Origin of the sequence: Herbaspirillum sp. CAH-3, assembly GCF_009668275.1 — a bacterium.
Taxonomy (GTDB): Bacteria; Pseudomonadota; Gammaproteobacteria; order Burkholderiales; family Burkholderiaceae_D; genus Herbaspirillum; species Herbaspirillum aquaticum.
The window spans coordinates 49543-71725 of the sequence record NZ_VSWE01000004.1 but is presented as its reverse complement, the minus strand read 5'-3'; the positions used below and the strand labels follow the sequence as shown (position 1 = coordinate 71725).

At 63.9% G+C, this 22183-nt stretch carries 19 protein-coding genes; 2 read left to right on the top strand and 17 right to left on the bottom strand.

The window, feature by feature from the left end:
* Positions 1–47 precede the first annotated feature (47 nt).
* The 17 genes from lpxC to mraZ form a co-directional block, all read right to left on the bottom strand.
* Complete coding sequence (lpxC, locus tag FYB76_RS06345) at positions 48–983, bottom strand: UDP-3-O-acyl-N-acetylglucosamine deacetylase (RefSeq protein WP_154133051.1); 936 nt, start codon at positions 981–983, stop codon at positions 48–50.
* 196 nt (positions 984–1179) lie between these two features.
* Positions 1180–1686, bottom strand: a complete 507-nt coding sequence (locus tag FYB76_RS06340; protein WP_088755863.1) for a peroxiredoxin — start codon at positions 1684–1686, stop codon at positions 1180–1182.
* A gap of 209 nt (positions 1687–1895) precedes the next feature.
* The gene (gene ftsZ, locus FYB76_RS06335; RefSeq protein ID WP_088755862.1) at positions 1896–3086 is read right to left on the bottom strand and encodes a cell division protein FtsZ; all 1191 of its coding nucleotides are present in this window, start codon (positions 3084–3086) and stop codon (positions 1896–1898) included.
* A 372-nt stretch (positions 3087–3458) separates the two neighbouring features.
* Complete coding sequence (gene ftsA, locus FYB76_RS06330) at positions 3459–4691, bottom strand: cell division protein FtsA (RefSeq protein ID WP_008334543.1); 1233 nt, start codon at positions 4689–4691, stop codon at positions 3459–3461.
* 10 nt (positions 4692–4701) lie between these two features.
* Positions 4702–5472: a cell division protein FtsQ/DivIB gene (locus FYB76_RS06325; RefSeq protein ID WP_088755861.1), complete on the bottom strand. Its 771-nt coding sequence runs from the start codon at positions 5470–5472 to the stop codon at positions 4702–4704.
* 28 nt (positions 5473–5500) lie between these two features.
* The gene (locus tag FYB76_RS06320) at positions 5501–6505 is read right to left on the bottom strand and encodes a D-alanine--D-alanine ligase (RefSeq protein WP_145606010.1); all 1005 of its coding nucleotides are present in this window, start codon (positions 6503–6505) and stop codon (positions 5501–5503) included.
* On the bottom strand, positions 6502–7929 hold the full coding sequence (murC, locus tag FYB76_RS06315) for a UDP-N-acetylmuramate--L-alanine ligase (protein ID WP_154133050.1): 1428 nt from the start codon (positions 7927–7929) through the stop codon (positions 6502–6504). The genes FYB76_RS06320 and murC overlap by 4 nt, the downstream gene beginning before the upstream one ends.
* Positions 7926–9008 (bottom strand): undecaprenyldiphospho-muramoylpentapeptide beta-N-acetylglucosaminyltransferase, encoded by a 1083-nt coding sequence (murG, locus tag FYB76_RS06310; RefSeq protein WP_370516312.1) that lies wholly within the window; start codon positions 9006–9008, stop codon positions 7926–7928. Before murG ends, murC begins: the two co-directional genes overlap by 4 nt.
* Positions 9005–10270, bottom strand: coding sequence for a putative lipid II flippase FtsW (gene ftsW, locus FYB76_RS06305; RefSeq protein WP_088755857.1), 1266 nt, complete (start codon positions 10268–10270; stop codon positions 9005–9007). Before ftsW ends, murG begins: the two co-directional genes overlap by 4 nt.
* Positions 10267–12411 (bottom strand): UDP-N-acetylmuramoyl-L-alanine--D-glutamate ligase, encoded by a 2145-nt coding sequence (murD, locus tag FYB76_RS06300; protein WP_154133048.1) that lies wholly within the window; start codon positions 12409–12411, stop codon positions 10267–10269. Before murD ends, ftsW begins: the two co-directional genes overlap by 4 nt.
* Before the next feature lie 118 nt (positions 12412–12529).
* Positions 12530–13699, bottom strand: a complete 1170-nt coding sequence (mraY, locus tag FYB76_RS06295; RefSeq protein WP_034329301.1) for a phospho-N-acetylmuramoyl-pentapeptide-transferase — start codon at positions 13697–13699, stop codon at positions 12530–12532.
* Between the two features lies 1 nt (position 13700).
* On the bottom strand, positions 13701–15161 hold the full coding sequence (gene murF, locus FYB76_RS06290; protein WP_154133047.1) for a UDP-N-acetylmuramoyl-tripeptide--D-alanyl-D-alanine ligase: 1461 nt from the start codon (positions 15159–15161) through the stop codon (positions 13701–13703).
* Complete coding sequence (locus FYB76_RS06285) at positions 15158–16684, bottom strand: UDP-N-acetylmuramoyl-L-alanyl-D-glutamate--2,6-diaminopimelate ligase (protein ID WP_154133046.1); 1527 nt, start codon at positions 16682–16684, stop codon at positions 15158–15160. Before FYB76_RS06285 ends, murF begins: the two co-directional genes overlap by 4 nt.
* The gene (locus FYB76_RS06280) at positions 16684–18462 is read right to left on the bottom strand and encodes a penicillin-binding protein 2 (RefSeq protein ID WP_088755853.1); all 1779 of its coding nucleotides are present in this window, start codon (positions 18460–18462) and stop codon (positions 16684–16686) included. Before FYB76_RS06280 ends, FYB76_RS06285 begins: the two co-directional genes overlap by 1 nt.
* Positions 18459–18731, bottom strand: coding sequence for a cell division protein FtsL (ftsL, locus tag FYB76_RS06275; protein ID WP_088755852.1), 273 nt, complete (start codon positions 18729–18731; stop codon positions 18459–18461). Before ftsL ends, FYB76_RS06280 begins: the two co-directional genes overlap by 4 nt.
* Positions 18728–19711, bottom strand: a complete 984-nt coding sequence (rsmH, locus tag FYB76_RS06270; RefSeq protein WP_154133045.1) for a 16S rRNA (cytosine(1402)-N(4))-methyltransferase RsmH — start codon at positions 19709–19711, stop codon at positions 18728–18730. Before rsmH ends, ftsL begins: the two co-directional genes overlap by 4 nt.
* A gap of 12 nt (positions 19712–19723) precedes the next feature.
* Positions 19724–20152 (bottom strand): division/cell wall cluster transcriptional repressor MraZ, encoded by a 429-nt coding sequence (gene mraZ / locus FYB76_RS06265; RefSeq protein WP_006465511.1) that lies wholly within the window; start codon positions 20150–20152, stop codon positions 19724–19726.
* An 870-nt stretch (positions 20153–21022) separates the two neighbouring features.
* Between mraZ and FYB76_RS06260 the strand changes: the two genes are divergently transcribed.
* The gene (locus tag FYB76_RS06260) at positions 21023–21307 is read left to right on the top strand and encodes an HU family DNA-binding protein (protein WP_006465510.1); all 285 of its coding nucleotides are present in this window, start codon (positions 21023–21025) and stop codon (positions 21305–21307) included.
* Positions 21308–21695: 388 nt separating this feature from the next.
* Positions 21696–22175: a nuclear transport factor 2 family protein gene (locus tag FYB76_RS06255; protein ID WP_154133043.1), complete on the top strand. Its 480-nt coding sequence runs from the start codon at positions 21696–21698 to the stop codon at positions 22173–22175.
* The last annotated feature ends 8 nt before the right edge of the window (positions 22176–22183 follow it).

Below are 22183 nucleotides of genomic sequence, written 5' to 3'. Positions count from 1 at the left end.
TCCAGGCCGGGGCGTTTTGCGTTGAGGCATCAGTAGCGGGGCAAGCTTCAGTTCAGCGCCCACTCCTGCTTGGCTTGCATCACATAGGTCTGCGGTGCCTGATCGAGCTGGTCAAAGCTGACGATTTCATAGGCATCCGGCTGCGACAGCAATTCGCGCAGCAGCAGGTTGTTCAGGCCATGGCCGGACTTGTGGGCATCGTAGCTGGCCAGCAGCGGATGGCCGATGATGTACAGGTCGCCGATGGCGTCCAGGATCTTGTGGCGCACGAACTCGTTGTCGTAGCGCAGGCCGTCGGCATTGAGGATGCGGTACTCATCCATGACGATGGCGTTCTCGAAGGAACCGCCACGGGCCAGGCCCATGCCGCGCAGGGTTTCCACATCCTGCATGAAGCCGAAGGTGCGCGCGCGGGCGATTTCCTTGACGTAGGAGTCGATGCCGAAGTCGACCTCGGCCACCTGTCCGGTACCGTCCACGGCCGGATGGTTGAATTCGATGAAGAACTTCAGGCGGAAACCGTCGTACGGTTCCAGGCGCGCCCATTTTTCCTTGTCGCCCGTACCTTCGCGCACTTCCACGGGCTTTTTCACGCGGATGAATTTCTTGGGCGCGTTCTGCTCCTGCAGGCCGGCCTGCTGCAGCAGGAACACGAAAGACGAAGCCGAACCATCCATGATGGGGATTTCTTCGGCGGTCAGGTCGATGATGAGATTGTCGATGCCCAGCCCGGCGCAGGCCGACAGCAGGTGTTCGACGGTGGACACCTTGGCGCCATCCTTGGTCAGGGTCGAGGCCATGCGGGTATCGCCCACGCTGGTAGCGATCATCGGCAGCTCGACCACGGGATCGAGGTCCACGCGGCGGAACAGGATGCCGGTATCGGGTGCGGCCGGACGCAGGGTCAGCTCGACCTTGGTGCCGGAGTGCAGGCCGACGCCCGTGGTCTTGACCAGGTTCTTGATTGTGCGCTGTTTCAACATCCGGCCATTATAGCCAAGATGCCCCTGCCCCGCCCCGACCGGTACGGCTTTGTTGCAAATCGTTCCTATCTGTAAAACAGGTGCCGGAGGCACTCATTCATCGATTGAATCGATAAATTCATTTCCCCAAGGAAAAACGGCATGCCGCAGCATGCCGTTCATTCCCTGTCCGCTGGCCGGGAAGTCCCGGCCTGTATCAGCCCAGCTGGGCCAGCAGGGTTTCAGCGTTGGAGACCTCGAACTTGCCCGGTGCTTCCAGGTTCAGCTGCTTGACCACGCCGTCTTCGACCAGCATGGAGTAGCGCTGCGAGCGCACGCCCATGTTGCGTTCGGTCAGGTCGAATTCCATGCCCAGGGCCTTGGTGAAGATGGCGCTGCCATCACCCAGCATGCGCACGATGCCGGTGGCCTTCTGGTCGCGGCCCCAGGCGCCCATGACGAAGGCGTCGTTGACCGAGATGCACCAGATCTCATCCACACCCTTGGCCTTGAACTGGTCGGCCAGGGCGATGTAGCCCGGCACGTGCTTGGCCGAACAGGTCGGGGTGAAGGCGCCCGGCAGCGCGAACAGCGCGATCTTCTTGCCCTTGACCAGGTCCGACACCTTGAAGGCGTTGGGGCCCAGGCTGCAGCCTTCGGTCTCGGTCTCGATGAATTCGGTCAGGGTGCCTTCGGGCAGGCGGTCGCCGATCTTGATGGTCATGGTGTTTCCTCGTCTGGTTGTAGGACTGTGAATTGATTAAGTGATGATTAAGTGGTGAAACAGATGCATCTGCCGCGATTCATCGATGCAGCAGATGAGTTGCCGGCGCGCTGCGCACGAAAAAACGCCGCGCACGTGGCGCGGCGTTAGTATGCCTTGGAACCGGCAAGCCTGCTGTGAAGCTGGCCGCCGCTCCGAGCCAACGACGATCAGTCCGCCTGCTTGCGCAGGAAGGCCGGGATGTCGTAGGTTTCCATGCCGTTCTTTTCCAGGGCGCGCACGGTGTCGGAAGCCGACTCGCGACGCCACACGGCCGGGGCCTTCAGGCCGCCGAAGGTGGCACCGGCCGGTTGCGCGGCGCCTTGCGGCATCACGCCACCGACGGCCATCATCGGCTCGTTGTGGGTACCGGTGCGCATGACCGGGGTCTGCACCAGCTGCACGGCCTTGCGGGCACGGCCCAGGCCGGTGGCCACCACGGTCACGCGGATCTCGTCACCCATGCTGTCATCGTAGGCGATGCCCTGGGCGATGGAGGCGTCCGGTGCCGCGAAGGCGCGCACGGTGGCCATGACTTCCTTGATTTCCTTGCCCTTCAGGCCACGGCTGGCAGTGACGTTGACCAGCACGCCGCGCGCGCCGGACAGGTCGATGCCGTCCAGCAGCGGCGAAGCCACGGCCTGCTCGGCGGCCACGCGGGCGCGGTCCACACCGGCCGCAGTGGCGGTACCCATCATGGCCTTGCCCTGCTCGCCCATGATGGTCTTGACGTCGTTGAAGTCGACGTTGATGTGGCCGGGCACGTTGATGATTTCGGCGATACCGGCCACCGCATTGTTCAACACGTCATCGGCGTGCGACAGCCATTCGATCATGCTGTCGTCTTCGTAGATCTCTTCCAGCTTTTCATTGAGGATGATGATCAGCGAATCGACGTGCTGGGTCAGCTCTTCCAGGCCGGCGTCAGCGATGTCCATGCACTTCTGGCCTTCGTAGGAGAAGGGCTTGGAGACCACGGCGACCGTCAGTGCGCCCAGCGACTTGGCCACCTGCGCCACCACCGGAGCGGCACCGGTGCCGGTACCGCCACCCATGCCGGCGGCGATGAAGACCATGTGCGCGCCGCGCAGGGAGTCTTCGATGCGGGCACGGGTTTCCTCGGCCAGGCGGCGGCCGACGTCGGGCTGCATGCCGGCGCCCAGGCCGGTATCACCGATCTGGATGACGTTGTGCGCCTTCGATTGCTTCAGTGCCTGGGCATCCGTATTGGCGGCGATGAATTCGACGCCGGACACACCCTTGTTGATCATGTGCTGCACGGCATTGCCGCCAGCACCGCCTACGCCCACGACCTTGATGATCGTACCCAGCGTCGCATTGTCGACCATATCGATTTCCATGATGACTCCTTAAAATATATGTGTCCTGCAGCTGGCAGTTGATAGGCATCACGCGGTGTGACGACTAGCAACTGATCACTGCTGTCCGTATGTGTGATTCCCTGTTGTTTCTTTTTGATGCTGGTATCTGATAGCTGATACCCGATACCTGATACCTGATACCTGATACCGATGCTGCCAATGATGCGACTGATGCCTTGAAACCTTAAAACCTTGTTACCGCTATTCTAAGAAAACACTGCTGCAAATTTGCTGCCGTTCTCATCAATTTTTTACTGCCAGAACCGTACAACCGAACCGCCAGCAACGACCAATGCTTTTACATCCTGATGCATTCACCACCGGCCGCTCGTGGCAGCCGACGGGAATGGATCAGAAATTGCCGAGGAACCATTCCTTCATGCGCTGCCAGACCGCCTTCACCGAGCCTTCCTGGCGCGTCACGATGTAGCCGCGCAGATACTGTTTCTTGGCTTCCTGCAGCAGGCCCAGCACGGTCGAGTAGCGTGGACTGCGCACCACGTCGGCCAGCTGCCCGCTGTATTCGGGCGTACCCAGGCGGGCCGGCTTGAGGAAGATGTCTTCGGCCAGTTCGGTCATGCCCGGCATCATTGCCGAACCACCGGTGAGCACGATGCCCGAGGACAGCACCTCTTCATAACCCGACTCGCGCACCACCTGGTGTACCAGCGCGAACAGCTCTTCCACGCGCGGCTCGATGACGGCGGCCAGGGCCTGGCGCGAGAGCGTGCGCGGATTGCGGTCACCCAGGCCGGGCACTTCCAGCGTCTCGGTCGGGTCAGCCAGGATCTGCTTGGCCACGCCGTAGCGCAGCTTGATTTCTTCGGCTTCCAGCGTGGGCGTGCGCAGGGCCATGGCGATGTCGTTGGTGATCTGGTCGCCGGCAATCGGGATCACGGCGGTATGGCGGATCGCACCTTCGGTGAAGACCGCCACATCGGTGGTACCGCCGCCGATATCGACCAGCACCACGCCCAGCTCGCGCTCGTCGGTGGTCAGCACCGAATCGGCCGAGGCCATCGGCTGCAGGATCAGGTCCGACACTTCCAGGCCGCAGCGGCGCACGCACTTGACGATGTTCTGCACCGCAGACACCGCACCGGTGACGATGTGCACCTTCACTTCCAGGCGGATGCCGCTCATGCCGATGGGCTCGCGCACGTCTTCCTGGTTGTCGACGATGAATTCCTGCGGGACCGTGTGCAGCAGCTGCTGGTCGGTCGGGATGTTGACCGCCTTGGCGGTCTCGATCACGCGCGAGACGTCGGCGGCGGTGACTTCCTTGTCCTTGATGGCGACCATGCCGCTGGAATTGAAGCTGCGGATGTGGCTGCCCGCAATGCCGGTATAGACGTTGCGGATCTTGCAGTCGGCCATCAGCTCGGCTTCTTCCAGCGCGCGCTGGATGGATTCGACGGTGGCCTCGATGTTGACCACCACGCCTTTCTTGAGCCCCTTGGATTCGGACTGCCCCAGCCCGATCACTTCATGGCGGCCATCGGGCAGCACCTCGGCCACCACCGCCACCACTTTCGAGGTGCCGATGTCCAGACCGACGATCAGATTTTTTGCGTCTTTTGTCATAGCGTTCCGCTTATTTCTTTTTTCCGTTCATTGCCGCCAGCACCATTCCATCTGCCTTCAAGGCCATCCCGTTGGGATAGCGCAAGTCGACGCTTTCTATCTTGCCCTGCAACCTGTCGAGCAGCTGCGGATACACCGCCACCAGCCGCGCCACCCGTTCCTTCAACACCGCATCGCCCTGGTCACGGCCCAGCTCGACGGTCATTCCGTTGTCCAGCCGCACGGTCCAGGCGTAGCGGTTGGACAGCACCAGCGACTCCGGCTCCAGCTTGATGGGCGCAAACCACTGGCGGAACAGCGCCAGCCGCGCCACTACCTGCTTCTCGCTGCCGGGCGGGCCATCGAACTCCAGCAGGTCACCGTCATCCTCGGCCTCGGCCAGGTTGGCGGTGAACACGTCACCCTTCTGCGAAAGCAGCTTGCCATCTTCGCCCCAGGTGCCCAGGGCCTTGTGTTCCTCGATCTTCACCACCAGCCGGTCCGGCCATTCACGCCGCACCATGGCCTTGCGCACCCAGGGCACGGCTTCGAAGGCCGCCCGCACCGCCGTCAGGTCGGCGGTGAAGAAATTGCCGTGGATGCGCGGCACGGCGGTCGCCCGCACCGTCAACGCATTGACCTTCTCCAGCGGCATGTCACCGGAGGATTCGATGCGTATCGTGTGCAGCGTAAACATCGGCCGCTGCGCAACCCACCATAAACCGGATGCCACCAGGGCCAGCAGCACCAGCGCAAAGAGCGCACTGCTGATGGCGTTGAGCATCTTGACGTCCTGCCACATCGACGCGTTCTTCCTTAAACCCGGGCCATCACGGCTGGCCCGCCTGCGGCGTCCAGTCCTTGGAGGGCGTCATGTCCAGCGACGCCATCTGCAGGATCGTGCAGCACAGGTCCTCATAGCTCAGGCCCACGGCCTTGGCCGCCATCGGCACCAGCGAATGGCCGGTCATGCCCGGCGAGGTATTGATTTCCAGCAGGAAGGGCTCGCTCTTGCCATCGGCCTCGCGCAGCATGAAGTCCACACGGCTCCAGCCACGGCAACCGAGCGCATTGAACGCACGTACCGCCAGATCCTGCAAATGGCGCGTCAGTTCCTCGTCAAGGGGTGCCGGACACAAATATTTCGTGTCGTCGGTGAAATACTTGTTCTGGTAGTCGTAATTGCCCTCCGGTGCGCGGATCTCGATGACCGGCAGCGCGCGCGCCTCACGGCCCGTGCCCAGCACCGGCACCGTCAGTTCGCGGCCGCGGATGAACTCCTCGGCCAGCACCACGCTGTCATAGCGCGCGCAGAGATCAAAGCCCGCCTGCATGTCGGAATAACCGTTGACCTTGGCAATGCCGATGGTCGAGCCTTCATGCGGCGCCTTGAGCATCAGCGGCAGGCCCAGCTCATCAGGGACCACGCGCAGCTGCTCGCGCGTGGTGGCCTTGGCATCCAGGCTCAGGAAGCGCGGCGTGGGCAGGCCGTGCGAGAGCCAGATGCGCTTGGTCATGATCTTGTCCATGGCGATGCTCGATGCCATCACGCCGGGGCCGGTATAGGGCAGGCCCATCTGTTCCAGCGCGCCTTGCAGCGTGCCGTCTTCGCCGTAGCGGCCGTGCAGGGCGATGAAGACGCGGTCGAATTTCTCGGCCTGCAATTCACCCAGGCTGCGCTCGGCCGGGTCGAAGGGATGCGCATCCACGCCCTTGCTGCGCAAGGCCTGCAGGACGCCGTTACCCGACATCATCGAGACTTCACGCTCGGCGGAGCGGCCGCCGAAGAGCACGCCGACACGGCCGAAGGCTTTGACCTGGTCCTGGCTGATCATGCGGCCCCCTGTTCGTTCTTGCCACCGGCTTGCGCCACCAGGCGGCCGGGTACGGCGGAAATCGATCCCGCGCCCATGGTCATGACCACATCGCCATCGCGCACCACGTTGCGGATGGTCTCGGGCATGTCACCGATGTCGTCCACGAAGACCGGCTCCACCTTGCCAGCCGCACGCAGCGCATGCGCCAGCGAACGGCCGTCGGCGGCCACGATGGGCGCTTCACCGGCCGAATACACTTCGCCCAGCACCAGCACATCGGGCGAGGACAGGACCTTGACGAAATCCTCGAACAGGTCGCGCGTGCGCGTATAGCGGTGCGGCTGGAAGGCCAGCACCAGGCGGCGGCCCGGATAGGCACCGCGGGCGGCGGCGATGGTGGCGGCGGTCTCGACCGGGTGGTGGCCGTAATCGTCGACCAGGGTGAAATGGCCGGCCGGATTGCCCTGCGCATCGGTGATCGGTACTTCGCCGTAACGCGTGAAGCGACGGCCGACGCCGTTGAATTCGGTCAGCGCCTTCTGGGTCGCGGCATCCTCCACGTCCAGTTCGCGCGCAATCGCGATGGCCGCGCAGGCGTTCTGCACGTTGTGCATGCCGGGCTGGTTCAGGCTCACCTGCATGGGGGCGTAGCCGTCCTGGATCACGGTGAATTCCATCTTGCCGTCGACCGCACGGGCATCGATGGCGCGCACATCGGCGTCTTCATGGAAGCCATAGGTGAGGATGGGCTTGGAGACCATGGGCATGATCTCGCGCACGTGCGGGTCGTCCAGGCAGAGCACGGCCACGCCGTAGAACGGCAGGCGCTGGGTGAACTCGACGAAGGCCTGCTTCAGGCGCGCGAAATCATGGTTGTAGGTTTCCATGTGATCGGCATCGATGTTGGTGATGACTTCGATCACGGGCGTGAGGTTGAGGAAGGACGCATCGGATTCATCGGCCTCGGCCACGATGAATTCACCGGTGCCCAGCTTGGCATTGGCGCCGGCGCTGGTGAGGCGGCCGCCGATGACGAAGGTCGGGTCCAGCCCGCCCTGCGCCAGCACGCTGGCCACCAGGCTGGTGGTGGTGGTCTTGCCGTGGGTACCGGCAATGGCGATGCCCTTCTTCAGGCGCATCAGTTCGCCCAGCATCACCGCACGCGGCACGATGGGGATGTGCTTCTTGCGCGCGGCCAGCACTTCCGGGTTGTCGCCCTTGACGGCGGTGGAGGTGACGATGGCGTCTGCGCCCTCGATGTTCTCGGCTGCGTGGCCATAGCGGATGCTGGCACCCAGCTGCGCCAGGCGCTGGGTGGCGGCGTTGCTGCCCAGGTCCGAGCCGGAGACGCCGTAGCCCAGGTTGAGCAACACTTCAGCAATGCCGCTCATGCCCGAGCCGCCGATGCCGACAAAATGGATATTCTTGACGCGATGCTTCATGGTGTTACCAGTCCTTCCAGCACGCGCGCGATTGCCTCGTTGGCATCGCGCCGGCCTTGTTCGTACGCCGCCTGCGCCATGGCATGGCATGCAGCGCGGTCCAGTTCCTGCAGCAAACCGGCCAGGTGATCCGGCGTCAGTTCGCGTTGCGGCAGGTGAATCGCCGCCTTGTTCTGTGCCATCCATTTGGCATTGTCGATCTGGTGCGAGGTGGTCGATACCGCCAGCGGAACCAGCACGCTGGCCACCCCCGCTGCCGTCAGCTCGGACACGGTGATCGCGCCAGCGCGGCAGATCACCAGGTCGGCCTCGGCATAGCGGCGCGGCATGTCGTCGATGAAATCGACCACTTCGGCCTGCACGCCGGCGGCCTCATACGCTGAACGCAGGGCGGCGATGTGCTGCTTGCCCGACTGGTGCGTCACCTGCGGACGCAGCTCGGCGGGCAATTTGGCCAGCGCCGCCGGCACGTTGTCGTTCAACACCTTGGCGCCCAGGCTGCCGCCCACCACCAGGATCTTCAGCGGACCGCTGCGGCCGGCGTAACGCTGGGCCGGCTGCGGCAGCGCGATGATTTCCTTGCGCACCGGATTGCCGGTGACCTCAGCCTTGCCCGCGGCACGGCCGAAATCGGCCGGGAAGCCGAACAACACCTTGGTGGCCATCGGCGTCAGGGTCTTGTTCGACAGCAGCAGGGCCGCATCCGCATTGACCAGCACCAGCGGCTTGCCGCGCAGGCGCGCCATGACGCCACCTGGCACGGTGACGTAGCCGCCCATGCCCAGCACCACATCGGGACGGCGGCGGCCGAGGATGGCATGGCAATGCAAGAAGCTTGCCGCCAGGCGCCACACGCCCTTGACCGTATGCATCAGGCCCTTGCCGCGCAGGCCGGCGAAGACGATGCTGTCCATCTCCACGCCATGGCGCGGCACCAGCTCGCGCTCCATGCCGTGCGTGGTGCCCAGCCAGCTCACCTGCCAGCCGCGCGCACGCATGGTGTCGGCGATGGCCAGGCCCGGGAAGATATGGCCGCCGGTACCGGCCGCCATGATGAGCAATTTGCGCGGCGCGTTCACAGGCGACCTCCGCGCATGAGCACCCGGTTTTCGTAGTCGATGCGCAGCAAGATGGCCAGGCCGACGCAATTCAACAGCACGCCCGAACCGCCATAGCTCATCAGCGGCAGCGTCAGGCCCTTGGTCGGCAACAGGCCCAGGTTCACGCCCATGTTGATGAAAGCCTGCACGCCCAGCCAGATGCCGATGCCCTTGGCCACCAGGCCGGCAAAGGTCAGGTCCAGCGCGATGGCCTGGCGGCCGATCTCGAAGGCATGCTTGACCAGCCAGTAGAACAGCAGCACCACGACCAGCACGCCGACGAACCCAAGCTCCTCGCCGATGACGGCAAGCAGGAAGTCGGTATGCGCTTCGGGCAGGTAGTGCAATTTTTCCACGCTGCTGCCCAGGCCCACGCCGAAGAGTTCGCCACGGCCGAAAGCGATCAGCGAGTGCGACAGCTGGTAGGCCTTGCCCAGCGCATTCTCTTCTTCCCAGGGATTCAGGTAGGCGAAGATACGCTCGCGCCGCCACGGGGAAGTCACGATGACCAGCGAGAAGACCGCCACCAGCGTGGCGCCGATGCCACCGAACCAGACGCCGTTGATGCCGCCCAGGAACAGGATGCCCATGGCGATGCAGACGATCACGCCGAAGGCACCGAGGTCGGGCTCCAGCAGCAGCAGCAGGCCCACCAGGCCGACGGCCGCCGCCATGGGGAAGAAGCCCTTGACCAGCTTGTGCATCACCGCCTGCTTGCGCACCGTATAGTCGGCGGCGTAGAGCACGATGAACAGCTTCATCAGTTCGGAAGGCTGCAGGTTGATGATCTTCAGCGAGAGCCAGCGCTTGGCACCGTTCACACCCTTGCCCACGCCGGGGATGAGCACCATCAGCAGCAGGATCAGGGTGATGGCGAACAGGTAGGGAGCCCACTTCTGCCAGGTCTCCATGCGCACGCGGAAGGCCAGCGCGCCCGCGATGATGGAGAGCACGATGAAGATCGCCTGGCGGATCAGGAAGTGGTAATTCGAGTAGGAGGCGTACTTGGGCGAATCCGGCAGCGCCACCGAGGCCGAGTAGACCATCACCATGCCGAACAGCATCAGCAGCAGCACCACCCAGATCAGCGGCTGGTCGTATTCCATCATGCGCGAACGCTGCTCGAAGCCGATGCTGCCCGATGCGCTGCCACGGCCCGTGCGCGCACGACCGGCGGCCGCCGGCGCAGCTTCCTTCAAGCCACCCAGCCAGCTGCGCACGGAGGACAGGCCCAGTTTCATGCCAGCACCTCACCGCGCGAGAGCGCCAGTTCACGCACCGCATCCACGAAGACTTCGGCGCGATGAGCGTAGTTGCGGAACATGTCCAGGCTGGCGCAAGCCGGCGAGAGCAGCACGATGTCGCCGCCGGTGGCGAGTTCGCCCGCCTTTTCCACGGCGGCTTCCAGGCTGGCGCAATCGATCAGCTCGACACCGCTGTCGGCCAGGGCGGCGCGCACGGCAGGACCGTCACGGCCGATCAGCAAGACCGCGCGGGCGTATTTCTGCACCGGCAGGTCCAGTGGCGAAAAGTCCTGGCCCTTGCCGTCGCCACCGGCGATCAGCACGATGCGGTTGGGGCGGCCACCCAAACCCAGGCCGTTGAGCGCAGCCACGGTGGCACCGACGTTGGTGCCCTTGCTGTCGTCGTAGTACTCCACATCCTGGATCACGCCGACCAGCTCCACACGGTGCGGCTCCCCGGTGTATTCGCGCAGGCCGTGCAGCAGCGGGGCCATCGGCAGGTCAATGGCGCGGCACAGGGCCAGCGCGGCCAGGGCATTCATGGCGTTGTGGGCACCGCGAATGCGCAGGGCATCGGCGGGCATGAGGCGCTTGACCGTCACCGGCGGCGGCAGCATGTCCTTCTGCTTGCGACGGCGCTTGCCTTCAGGCACTTCATCGTCTTCATGCACGAAGGCATTGGCCAGCCACAGCATGCCGTTGTCGTTGACCAGGCCGAAACTGTTGGGCGTGGACGGTTCGTCCAGGCCGAAGGTGGACAGCGGCGCAGCGGCGGAGCTCATCTCCATCACCAGTGCGTCATCGCGGTTGAGCACGCGCACGGTGTCCTGGCCGAAGATGCGGGCCTTGTCGGCGGCATAGTGCTCCATGCTGCCGTGCCAGTCGAGGTGATCCTGGGTCAGGTTCAGGACGGTGGCGGCGTGCGGCTGCAGGCTGTGCGTGGTGTGCAGCTGGAAGCTGGACAGCTCCAGCACCCAGGCTTGCGGCATGGAGCCGCGATAGGTCGGCTCGGGCGGAGGCGGTGGCGGGACTTCCACCAGCGCATCTTCCTCGGCCTTGCGCGAGACTTCCATGAAGTCGCCAAGGTTCATGGCCTCGCCGGTGGTGGCGGGCGCATCCATCTCGGCTTGCGGGATCACGTCCGAGGCCACATCCAGCGTCGCTGCCGCAGCATCGCTTTCGGAAACGGCTTCGGTGTCAGGCTGCTCAGACGCCTGTACTGCCGGCTGTGCAGTTTCCGGGCCGGCTTCCTGTGCAACTTGCTGCGCAGGATCCTGTGCGTCTTCGTGATCGCGCTCTTGTCCGCTTTCTTGGCCGCTTTCTTGGCCGCTTTCTTGTCCGGTTGCCTGGACCTCTTCGGGCGTCGCCAGCAAGTCCAGCTGCGGCGCCGGTTCTGGCTCAGGGTGAGCTTCAGGTTCTGCTTCAGGCTGCGCCTGCAACACCGGCACCGCAATCGCAGCGGCGGCCTCGATGCTGGCGGCGGCACGGCGGTGCTTCTCGGCTTCGGCCGCCTGCTGGGCATCCAGCACGGCCTGCTGCGCGGCTTGCGCCTCGGCTTCGGCGGCGGCCTGTTCGGCAGCAATCGCATCCTGCTCGGCCAGTTCGGCCAGGAATACCTTGTCCTTGATGACGGCTTCGCGCAGCACATCCAGGGCGGCCGGGCTGATGTTGCCCGCCACCTGCACCGACAGGCCGGCGCGCTGGCACAGCAGGCCGGTCAGGCGGGTCACGGTGGTCTTGCCGTTGGTGCCGGTGATGGCCAGTACCTTGGGCTGATACAGGGTGTCTTCGCGCAAGGCGGCCAGCGCCTGCGCAAACAATTCGATCTCGCCCCACAGCGGCAGGCCACGCTCGGCAATGGCCGGCATCAGCGGCGCCAGCTCGCCCTCGGGCGCCAGGCCGGGACTGACGGCGACGAAATCGATTCCATCGAGCAAGGACGGCGACAAGGGCTGACCCAGCACGGCCTGCGCCTCGGGTGCGTCGGCGCGCAAGGCGGCCAGGCGCTCGGCCAGGGCTGCTTCGCCACGGGTATCGGCCACGCGCACGCCGGCGCCGCAGTAGACCAGCCACCGCGCCATTGCCAGGCCGGACTCGCCGAGTCCGAGCACCAGAACGTGTTTGCCCGAGTAATTCATCGTTGTTTCCAGACTCACTTCTTCACTTGTTTCTTGCCATGCAGGGACTGCCCTGCCAACCACAAAGGCGCCGCTTGCCATGCTTCACAAGGGGCGCCGTTTTTGTTCATCTCGCCTGTTACCGCAGCTTCAGCGTGGACAGGCCGACCAGCACCAGCATCATGGTGATGATCCAGAAGCGGACCACCACCTGGGTTTCCTTCCAGCCCTTCTGCTCGTAGTGATGGTGCAGCGGCGCCATCAGCAGCACGCGGCGGCCGGTGCCGAAGCGCTTCTTGGTGTACTTGAAATAGGCCACCTGGATCATCACCGAGAGCGTCTCCACCACGAAGATGCCGCCCATGATGAAGAGCACGATTTCCTGGCGCACGATGACGGCGATGGTGCCCAGCGCACCACCGAGCGCCAGCGCGCCGACGTCGCCCATGAACACCTGCGCCGGGTAGGCGTTGTACCAGAGGAAGGCCAGCCCGGCGCCGCCCATGGCGCCGCAGAAGATCAGCAGTTCGCCGGCGCCCGGGATGTGCGGGATGAACAGGTACTTGGCATAGGCGGCGTTACCGGTCAGGTAGGCGAACAAGCCCAGGGCCGCACCGACCAGCACGGTCGGCATGATGGCCAGGCCGTCCAGGCCGTCGGTCAGGTTGACCGCATTGCTGGTGCCGACGATGACGAAATAGGTCAGCGCGATGAAGCCCCACACACCCAGCGGGTAGGTCACGGTCTTGAAGAAGGGCACGATCAGGTCGGCCTTGGGCGGCAGGTCCAGGCTGAAGCCGGAACGCACCCAGGCCACGAAGAGGTCGAAGACCTTCATGTTGCTCACTTCGGACACCGAGAAGGCCAGGTAGAACGCCGCCACCAGGCCGATCAGCGATTGCCAGAAATATTTTTCGCGCGAGCGCATGCCTTCCGGATCGCGATAGACCACCTTGCGGTAGTCATCGACCCAGCCGATGGCGCCGAATCCGAGCGTGACGATCAGCACGATCCACACGAAGCGGTTGGAGAGGTCGGCCCACAGCAGGGTGGAAATGCCGATGCCGATCAGAATCAGCACGCCGCCCATGGTCGGGGTGCCGGACTTGATGAGGTGGGTCTGCGGACCATCCTGGCGCACGGCCTGGCCGACCTTCATGCGGGTGAGCATGCGGATCACGGCGGGACCGGCGATCATGCCGATCAGCAGCGCCGTCAGCGTGGCGAACACCGCGCGGAAGGTGATGAAGTTGAACAGGCGCAGAAAGCCGAAATCCTGTTGAAAATTCTGTGCGAGCCAGACCAGCATGCTAATGGGTCTCCTGTTGATGTTGCGTGAGGGATTCAACGTTGACCAGATGCTGTACAACTCGCTCCATCTTCATGAAGCGTGAACCTTTTACCAAAACGGTCGCGCCCTGCGGTGCGGCCTGCTCCACCGCTGCGTTGAGCGCGGTGATGTCGTCGAAATGCATGGCCTGCGCTACGTTTTGTAGCGTGGGGCCATACGAAGTGACAGCGTATTTCGTCAATTCGCCCAATCCCAAGAAGAGCGGGATGCCACGGCTGCGGGCATAGGCACCGATCTCGGCATGGAACTGCGGACCCTGGTCGCCGACCTCACCCATGTCGCCCAGCACCAGCACACGGGGGCCGGTGATGGAGGCCAGCACGTCGATGGCGGCGCGCACGGAATCGGGATTGGCGTTGTAGGTGTCGTCGATCACCAAGGCGCCGCTGCGGGCTTGCTTGCGCTGCAGGCGGCCATTGACCGGGGCAAAGCTCTGCAGGCCGCGCACCACGGCGTCCACCGGGATGCCGGCACCGAGCGCGCAGGCAGTCGCTGCCAGTGCGTTGCGTACGTTGTGCTCGCCGACGGCGGCCAGTTCCACCTTGAACTGCGCGGGCGGCACGGCCAGTCCCTTGACGGTGACCTGCAGCGTGCTGCCGAAGGCCGTGGCCTGGTAGCTGGCACTCACATCGGCTTGCACATCCAGGCCGAAGGTCAGTACGCGGCGGGCGCCGGCTTCTTCGCGCCAGAGCGCGGTGAAATCATCATCAGCCGGGAACACGGCTACGCCATCAGCGGGCAGGTGACGGATCACGGCGCCATTTTCACGGGCCACCGCTTCGACGCTGGCCATGAATTCCTGGTGCTCGCGCTGGGCGTTGTTGACCAGGCCCAGCGTCGGCGCAGCGATGCGCGAAAGCACGGCGATCTCGCCCGGATGGTTCATGCCCATCTCGATGACCGCCGCCTGGTGTTGCGCGCGCAGGCGGAACAGCGTCAGCGGCACGCCGATCTCGTTGTTGAAATTGCCGCGCGTACCCAGGTAGCCGTCTTCACCGAAGGCGGCCGCGAGGATGGCGGCGATCATTTCCTTGACGGTGGTCTTGCCGTTGCTGCCGGTGACGCCGATGACCGGAATCTGGCGCTGCGCACGCCAGCCATGGGCGATCTGGCCCAGGGCGGCGCGGGTGTCAGGCACCACGATGGCCGGCACGCTCAATCCCGGCGGCACGCGATCGACCACCACGGCGGCAGCGCCCTGGGCGACGACCGCATCAAGGAAATCATGCGCATCGAAACGTTCGCCGCGCAGCGCGACGAAGACATTGCCGGGCTTGACCGCACAGCTGTCGGTGACCACGTCATTGAGCGCGAGCACGCCGGCAGGCGCGTTGACCACGCCCGGCACGGTATGCGCAGAGGCGGCTTCTTCGGCGGCGCGGATCCATTCCAGCAACTGGCGGAAATCGAATCGCATCATGCGCCCCCCATCATGGTCGAGCGCGCGGCAAGCGCCAGCGCGACATGGTCGGCGTCGAGGAAGGGCAATTTCTTGCCGGCGATTTCCTGGTAAGGCTCATGTCCCTTGCCGGCCAGCAGGACCACATCGGCCTTGGTGGCATGGCGGATCGCCCACAGGATGGCACCGGCGCGATCGGGCAACACGGTCGGTTCGACGCGGCTCATGCCGGCGCGGATCTGCTCGATGATGGCATGGGGATCTTCGGTGCGCGGGTTGTCGCTGGTCAGCACGACCTGGTCGGCCTGCTCGGCGATCTGGCCCATCTGCGGACGCTTGCCGGGATCGCGGTCGCCGCCGCAGCCGAACACGCACCACAGCTGGCCGCCACGCTGGGTGGCGACCTGGCGCAGGGTGGAGAGGGTCTTGTCGAGGGCGTCGGGCGTATGCGCGTAATCGATCACGATCAGCGGTACATCAGGTCCGCCGAACTGCTGCATGCGGCCGGGCGCCGGGCTCAGCGCGGCGGCAGCAGCGACCACAGCATCCCATGCCACGCCCTGGGTGAGCAGCACGCCCATGATGCCCAGCACGTTGCTGACATTGAAGCGTCCCACCAGCTGGGTCTTGACCTGGCCGCTGCCGAAAGGGGAATCGACGTGGAAGGCGGTGCCGGTATGACTGCTGCGCAGCTGGCTGGCGCGCAGGGTAGGTACGCCGTGCGTGTCGCCGCCCTGCTCGTCGGCAATGGCGTAGCCGATCACGGGCAGCTTGCGCTCGGCCAACAGCGGCAGCAGGCGCTGGCCCATGCCGTCGTCCAGGTTGACCACGGCGTGCTTCAGGCCCGGCCACTGGAACAGCTTGCGCTTGGCGTCTTCGTAGGTCTGCATGTCACCGTGGAAATCCAGGTGATCACGGGTGAAATTGGTGAGCAGGGCGACATCGACGTGCATGCCGTTCATGCGGCCCTGGGCCAAGCCGATGGAGGACGCCTCGATGGCCAGCGCGCCCACGCGGGCCTGCGACAGCTTGAACAGGCTGCGTTGCAGCAGCACGGCGTCCGGCGTGGTGTAGCCGGTGACGTCGAAGCCTTGCGCCTTGCCGTTGATGAAGCTGCCCACGCCGAGCGTGCCGATCACACCGGCAGTACTGGCACCGGCCAGGCGGGAGAGCGCCGTACCCAGCCAGTAGGCGCAGGAGGTCTTGCCGTTGGTACCGGTGACCGCCACCGTCAGCATGCCCTGGTCGGGCTGGCCATACCAGGCGGCGGCAATCTCGCCGGCGCGCGCCTTCAGGTCGGGCACGGCCAGGTGCGGCGCTTCGATCTGGGCGGGCCAGGTGTAGCCATCGGCTTCATACAGCACGGCAGCGGCGCCGCGCTCGACGGCATCGGCAATATAGGAGCGGCCGTCGGCGTCGCCCACATAGGCGAAGAACACATCGCCCGGCGTCACGCGGCGGGAATCCGAGGTCAGTTGCGCAGACGGCGACGCCTGGCGCAGCCAGGCGATGATCTCTTGAAGGCTCAGAACGCGCGGGGACATTACATGCTCTCCTCTAGCGGTTCTTTGGGAATGATGATGTTGGTCACGCTGGAATCAGGCGGTACGTTCAATGCGCGCAAGGCGTTGGCGGCCACGTTGGCAAACACCGGACCGGCCACCGGGCCGCCGTAGTGCTGGCCTTGCGGCTCGTCGATCATCACCGAGATGATCAGGCGCGGATCCGACATCGGGGCGATGCCCGAGAAGGAGGCCACGTACTTGCGCACATACTTGCCGCCCTCAATTTTGTAGGCGGTACCGGTCTTGCCACCGACGCGATAGCCCGGCACCTGCGCCTGCGGGGCCGTACCGCCGGGGGCGACCACGGTTTCCAGCATGCGGCGCATCTGCAGGGCAGTATCGGCCGAGATGACGCGCTGGCCGATGGGCGAATCGGTGACCTTGGTGAAGGACAGCGGGATGATGTCGCCATTGCGGGCGAAGATCAGGTAAGCGTGCGCCAGCTGGATCAGCGAGACCGAGATGCCGTGACCGTAGCTCATGGTGGCCTGCTCGATCGGGCGCCATGACTTGTAGGGACGCACGCGGCCGGCCACAGCACCCGGGAAACCGAACTTGGGCTGCTGGCCGAAACCGACTGTGGTGAACATTTCCCACATCTCTTCCGGCGGCATGCCCAGCGCGATCTTGGCGGTGCCGATGTTGGAGGATTTCTCGATGATCTGCGCCACCGTCAGCGGACCGTGGGCATGCGAGTCGCCGATGGTGGCCGTGCCGATGGTCATCTTGCCGGGTGCGGTCTGGAATACGGTCGAGGGCGTGACGCGATGGGTATCCAGCGCCAGGGCAACGGTAAAGGGCTTGAGCGTCGAGCCCGGCTCGAAGGTATCGGTCACGACGCGATTGCGCAGCTGCGCGCCGGTCAATACCGAACGGTCATTGGGGTTGTAGGTCGGCAGGTTGGCCAGGGCCAGCACTTCCCCGGTCTTGGCATCGACCACGATGATGCCGCCCGCCTTGGCCTTGAACTTGTCGACGGCTTCCTTCAGCTGGGTGAAGGCGATGTACTGGATCTTGCTGTCGATGGACAGGGTCAGGTCGCGGCCGTCATGCGGCTCGCGGATGGATTCGATGTCTTCCACCACGCGGCCCAGGCGATCCTTGATGACGCGGCGGCTGCCGGTCACGCCGGCCAGGGTTTTCTGGGCGGCCAGTTCCATGCCGTCCTGCCCGGCGTCTTCAATGTTGGTGAAGCCGACCACGTGCGCCATCACCTCGCCCTCGGGGTAGAAGCGCTTGTATTCCTTGCGGGTCTCGATGCCGGGAATGCCCAGCTTGACGATCTTGTCGGAAGTCTCCTGCTCGACCTGGCGTTTCAGGTAGACGAAGCTGCGGTCCGAATCAAGCTTCTTGCGCAGTTCGGCATCGCTCATGTCCAAGAGCTTGGCCAGCTGCGCCAGCTTGTCCTTGGGAGCGGCCTGCACGTCTTCAGGGATGGCCCAGATGGCCTTGACCGGCACCGACGAGGCCAGCACCTGGCCGTTGCGGTCGGTGATCTTGCCGCGCGTGGCGGGCAACTCCAGGGTGCGCGCATAGCGCGAAGCCCCCTGCTTCTGCAGGAAATCGGTGGACACGCCCTGCAGCCAGAGCGCCCGCACCACCAGCGCCACGAAGGCGGCAAACAGCACGAACAGCACGAAGCGCGAGCGCCAGGCCGGCAGCTTGACCTGCAGGATGGGATTGGAGGAAAACGCCACGCCCTTGGAGGCTGCCACGCGGCCGCCGGCGACGTTGGTACGCGGAGGCATCTTGGTCATGGCGCCCCCACGGTCAGGTATTGGGTCCGGGCGGCGGAGACCGGGACCATGCCCAGGTCACGACGCGCCAGTTCTTCGATGCGGGCGTTCTTGCCCAGCGTCGATTGGTCCAGCTGCAGCTGCGCCCAGTCGACGTCGAGCTGGCGGGCCGCGCTCTGGGCGCGCTCGAGCTCGATGAAGAGGCTGCGGGCCTTGTACTGGGCGCTCACGACCGACAGCGCGCAACCCACCAGCATGATGGTCAGCAGGATGCACAGGCGCCCGGTCATGCAGGCGCCCCTTGGTTCGTGGTGGAAGACACGGGAGTCACGCGCTCCAGGCCGCGCATGACCGCCGAGCGGGCACGCGGGTTGGCGGTGACTTCCTCGGCGCTGGGCATGACGCGCGACAGCAGGCGGCCCGGGGCTTGCGGCAGGTCCACGGCACGGATCGGCAGGCGACGGTCGGGCTGCGGCGCATGGGCTTTGGAGGCCATGAACTGCTTGACGATGCGATCTTCCAGCGAGTGAAAGCTGATCACGACCAATCTCCCGTGCTGCGCCATCTGGGCAAATGCCTTGTCCAGTCCTACTTCGAGTTCTTCAAGCTCTTGATTGACGAAAATCCGTACAGCCTGAAAGGTACGAGTGGCCGGGTCTTTGCCTTTCTCGCGGGTTTTGACGGCTTGTGCCACGAGCGCGGCAAGCTGTCGTGTGCTTGAAATTGGCTCGATTGCCCGGCCAGCAACAATCTTCTTTGCAATCTGAAGAGCAAACCGTTCTTCCCCATAATCTCGTATCACCTTTGCAATCTGCTGTTCATCTGCCGTTGCCAGCCATTCCGCTGCCGACACGCCACGGGTGGTATCCATGCGCATGTCCAGCGGGCCATCGAGCCGAAAACTGAAGCCGCGCGCGGCGTCATCCACCTGCGGCGACGAGATGCCCAAATCCATCAATACGCCGTCGACCTGCGCAATGCCGCGTGCGGCCAGCGCCTCATCCATGGTCGCGAAACTGTCGTGCACGATCTCGAAGCGGGCATCGTCAATCTTCTGCGCCGTGGCAATGGCCAACGGATCCTTGTCAAATGCGATCAGGCGCCCTTGCGGGCCCAGCCTGGACAGGATGGCGCGGCTATGACCGCCGCGGCCGAAGGTTCCGTCCAAGTAAATGCCATTGGCGCGCTCGCCCGCAATGGCCAGCGCGTCCACGGCTTCTTCCAACAGCACGGTGCGGTGCTGCAGCTCGGGCACCGGTTGCAGATTCATCTTGTCCGGCCGTCAGAAGGAAAAGTTGCTCAACACATCCGGCATGCCACCCGCCACAGCCTCGGCTTCGCTTTCGGCCAGCTTGACGGCATCCCAGATTTCGAAATGACTACCCATGCCCAGCAACATCACATCGCGCTGCAAGCCCACGGCCGCGCGCAGTTCAGGCGCGATCAGGATGCGTCCGGCGCTGTCGAGCTCCACGTCCTGGGCATTGCCCAGGAAGATGCGCTGCCAGGCACGGGCCGACATCGGCCAGTTGGCGATCTGCTCGCGATGCGTCTCCCAGGTCGGGCGCGGGAAGAACAGCAGGCAGCCATGCGGATGGCGCGTCACGGTGGCGCGTCCTTCGCACTGCACAATCAGGGCGTCACGATGCTTGGCCGGAATGGTCATCCGTCCTTTGGCATCGAGATTGAGTGCTGACGCGCCCTGGAACACTGTGTTTTTCCTTCGCCTGCGGCGAGTGAGATTGCTGATCGGGTGCCCTGTCCTGTCGGGCAAATGCAAATAACACCACAAATGCCCCACAAAAAAACACTTTTTGACACTGCCGCCCACTTTAGTGGATGCACTATTGCAGGTCAAGCGGTATACGCTGGGAAAAACCGTGATTTTGCTAATAAAGTCAAAGACTTAGCGCACTTCCTTAAAACCTGCACTTCATAACATTTGTGAGGAAAATGAAGGACTTAGCATTTACATTGAAGGTGCAACCTGAGCTATACACATGTGTTTGGCGCCAGAATTGCGCAACGGCGCGGATTTGCGCCGCATGGACGAGCCGGCATGCCCGATTTCGGGGCGGCACCGTGAGGGAAAATCGAGGGCGTCCGGCGTCACTCGATTTGCGAGTGCGGCGAACCAAGGGACATGGATTTTGCAGTGCAACTTAAGTTCAGTGGAAGTCGCCGAAAAGCGGAAAAAAATCTCGTGCGATCTTGGCGCAGTGCATGAGGAATTGATCACGAAGGGATCGCCATGATCAGCGCGCACGGCTGGCGAGCCTGCCGCGAAATCTGCTCCAACCCCGAAACTTCATCAAATTCTTCAACAAATGAATGGCGGCAAGCGTTTTTGTTTTGACTTCCGCGGCGCGCAGCTTTTACTATCCGTGTCTTTGGGAAGATCGAACCGCAAAAAATGGCGCTGAAAAGCATCGTTGGCGGGTGTTGAAAAGCACATCGATTTTTTCCAATCAAAGGTCGGTCACGCGCAGGTCAAATCGGCTGAAAACGCAGATAGGGCTTGCGGATCCGCCTCATTCCAGTGCTAAAATCTGGGCACCTTAACAGTGAAAGGAATTTTAAAGTGAACAAATCTGAATTGGTTGACGTTATCGCCGCCGACACCGAGATCTCCAAGGCAGCAGCCCAGCGCGCGCTGGACTCCGTCATCGAGAACATCATCAAGGCCGTGACCAAGGGCGATACCGTGCAATTGGTTGGCTTCGGTTCCTTCTCGACCGGCAAGCGCGCTGCTCGCACCGGCCGTAACCCGCAAACCGGCGAAGAAATCAAGATCGCCGCTGCAACCACCGTGAAGTTCTCGGCTGGCAAGGCTTTCAAGGAAGCCGTGAACAAGAAGAAGAAATAATTTCACGCTTCGCGCATTTGAATGCCCTAAACCAGGTTCAGGGCATTCAAATCGAGGCCGGTTCGACAGGATCGGCCGTCTCCGTACCCCACCGCTGTCCCCCACCGCTTCAACCATCCCCCCCTGATCGTTCTTCGCTTGCGCACTGCCAGCAGTGAATGCATGGTGCGCGCATCAATCCTTGCGCAGCCTCGCCAGCACAGTTGCCGTCCGGCGCAGCACGCACAGCAGGAGCAGTCCCGGCGCCACACACGCTTCGTTTGCCAAGGCCAGCCGCAGCGCCTAGAATTTTTTCGGCCCGACTTTTGCACATTGCTTCACTTCCGCTTGCCGTCCCGTCGTACACCATGAACAGCCGGCCCGTCCGGCCCATCCAAGGAGACCGTCGATGAATAGCCCTGCCCAGCGTCCGCCACTTCCTCCCTTCACTCGCGAGACCGCGGCCATGAAGGCGCGTGCAGCCGAAGATGCCTGGAACTCTTGCGACCCGCAACGCGTCTCGCTGGCCTATACCGAAGACAGCCGCTGGCGCAATCGTGCAGATTTCGTCCACGGACGCGCCGAGATCGTCGCTTTCCTCACCCGCAAATGGGCACGCGAACTGGACTACCGCCTCATCAAGGAAGTCTGGGCGCACGAAGGCAACCGCATCGCCGTGCGCTTCGCCTATGAATGGCACGACGATTCGGGGAGCTGGTTCCGCTCCTATGGGAATGAAAACTGGGAATTCGACGAGCATGGCCTGATGCGCCTGCGCCATGCCTCCATCAACGACCTGCCGATCAAGGAAGCGGACCGCAAATTCCATTGGGACCGCTCAGGCCCGCGTCCGTCCGACCATCCAAGCCTGTCCGAACTGGGTCTTTAAGGCCGGGC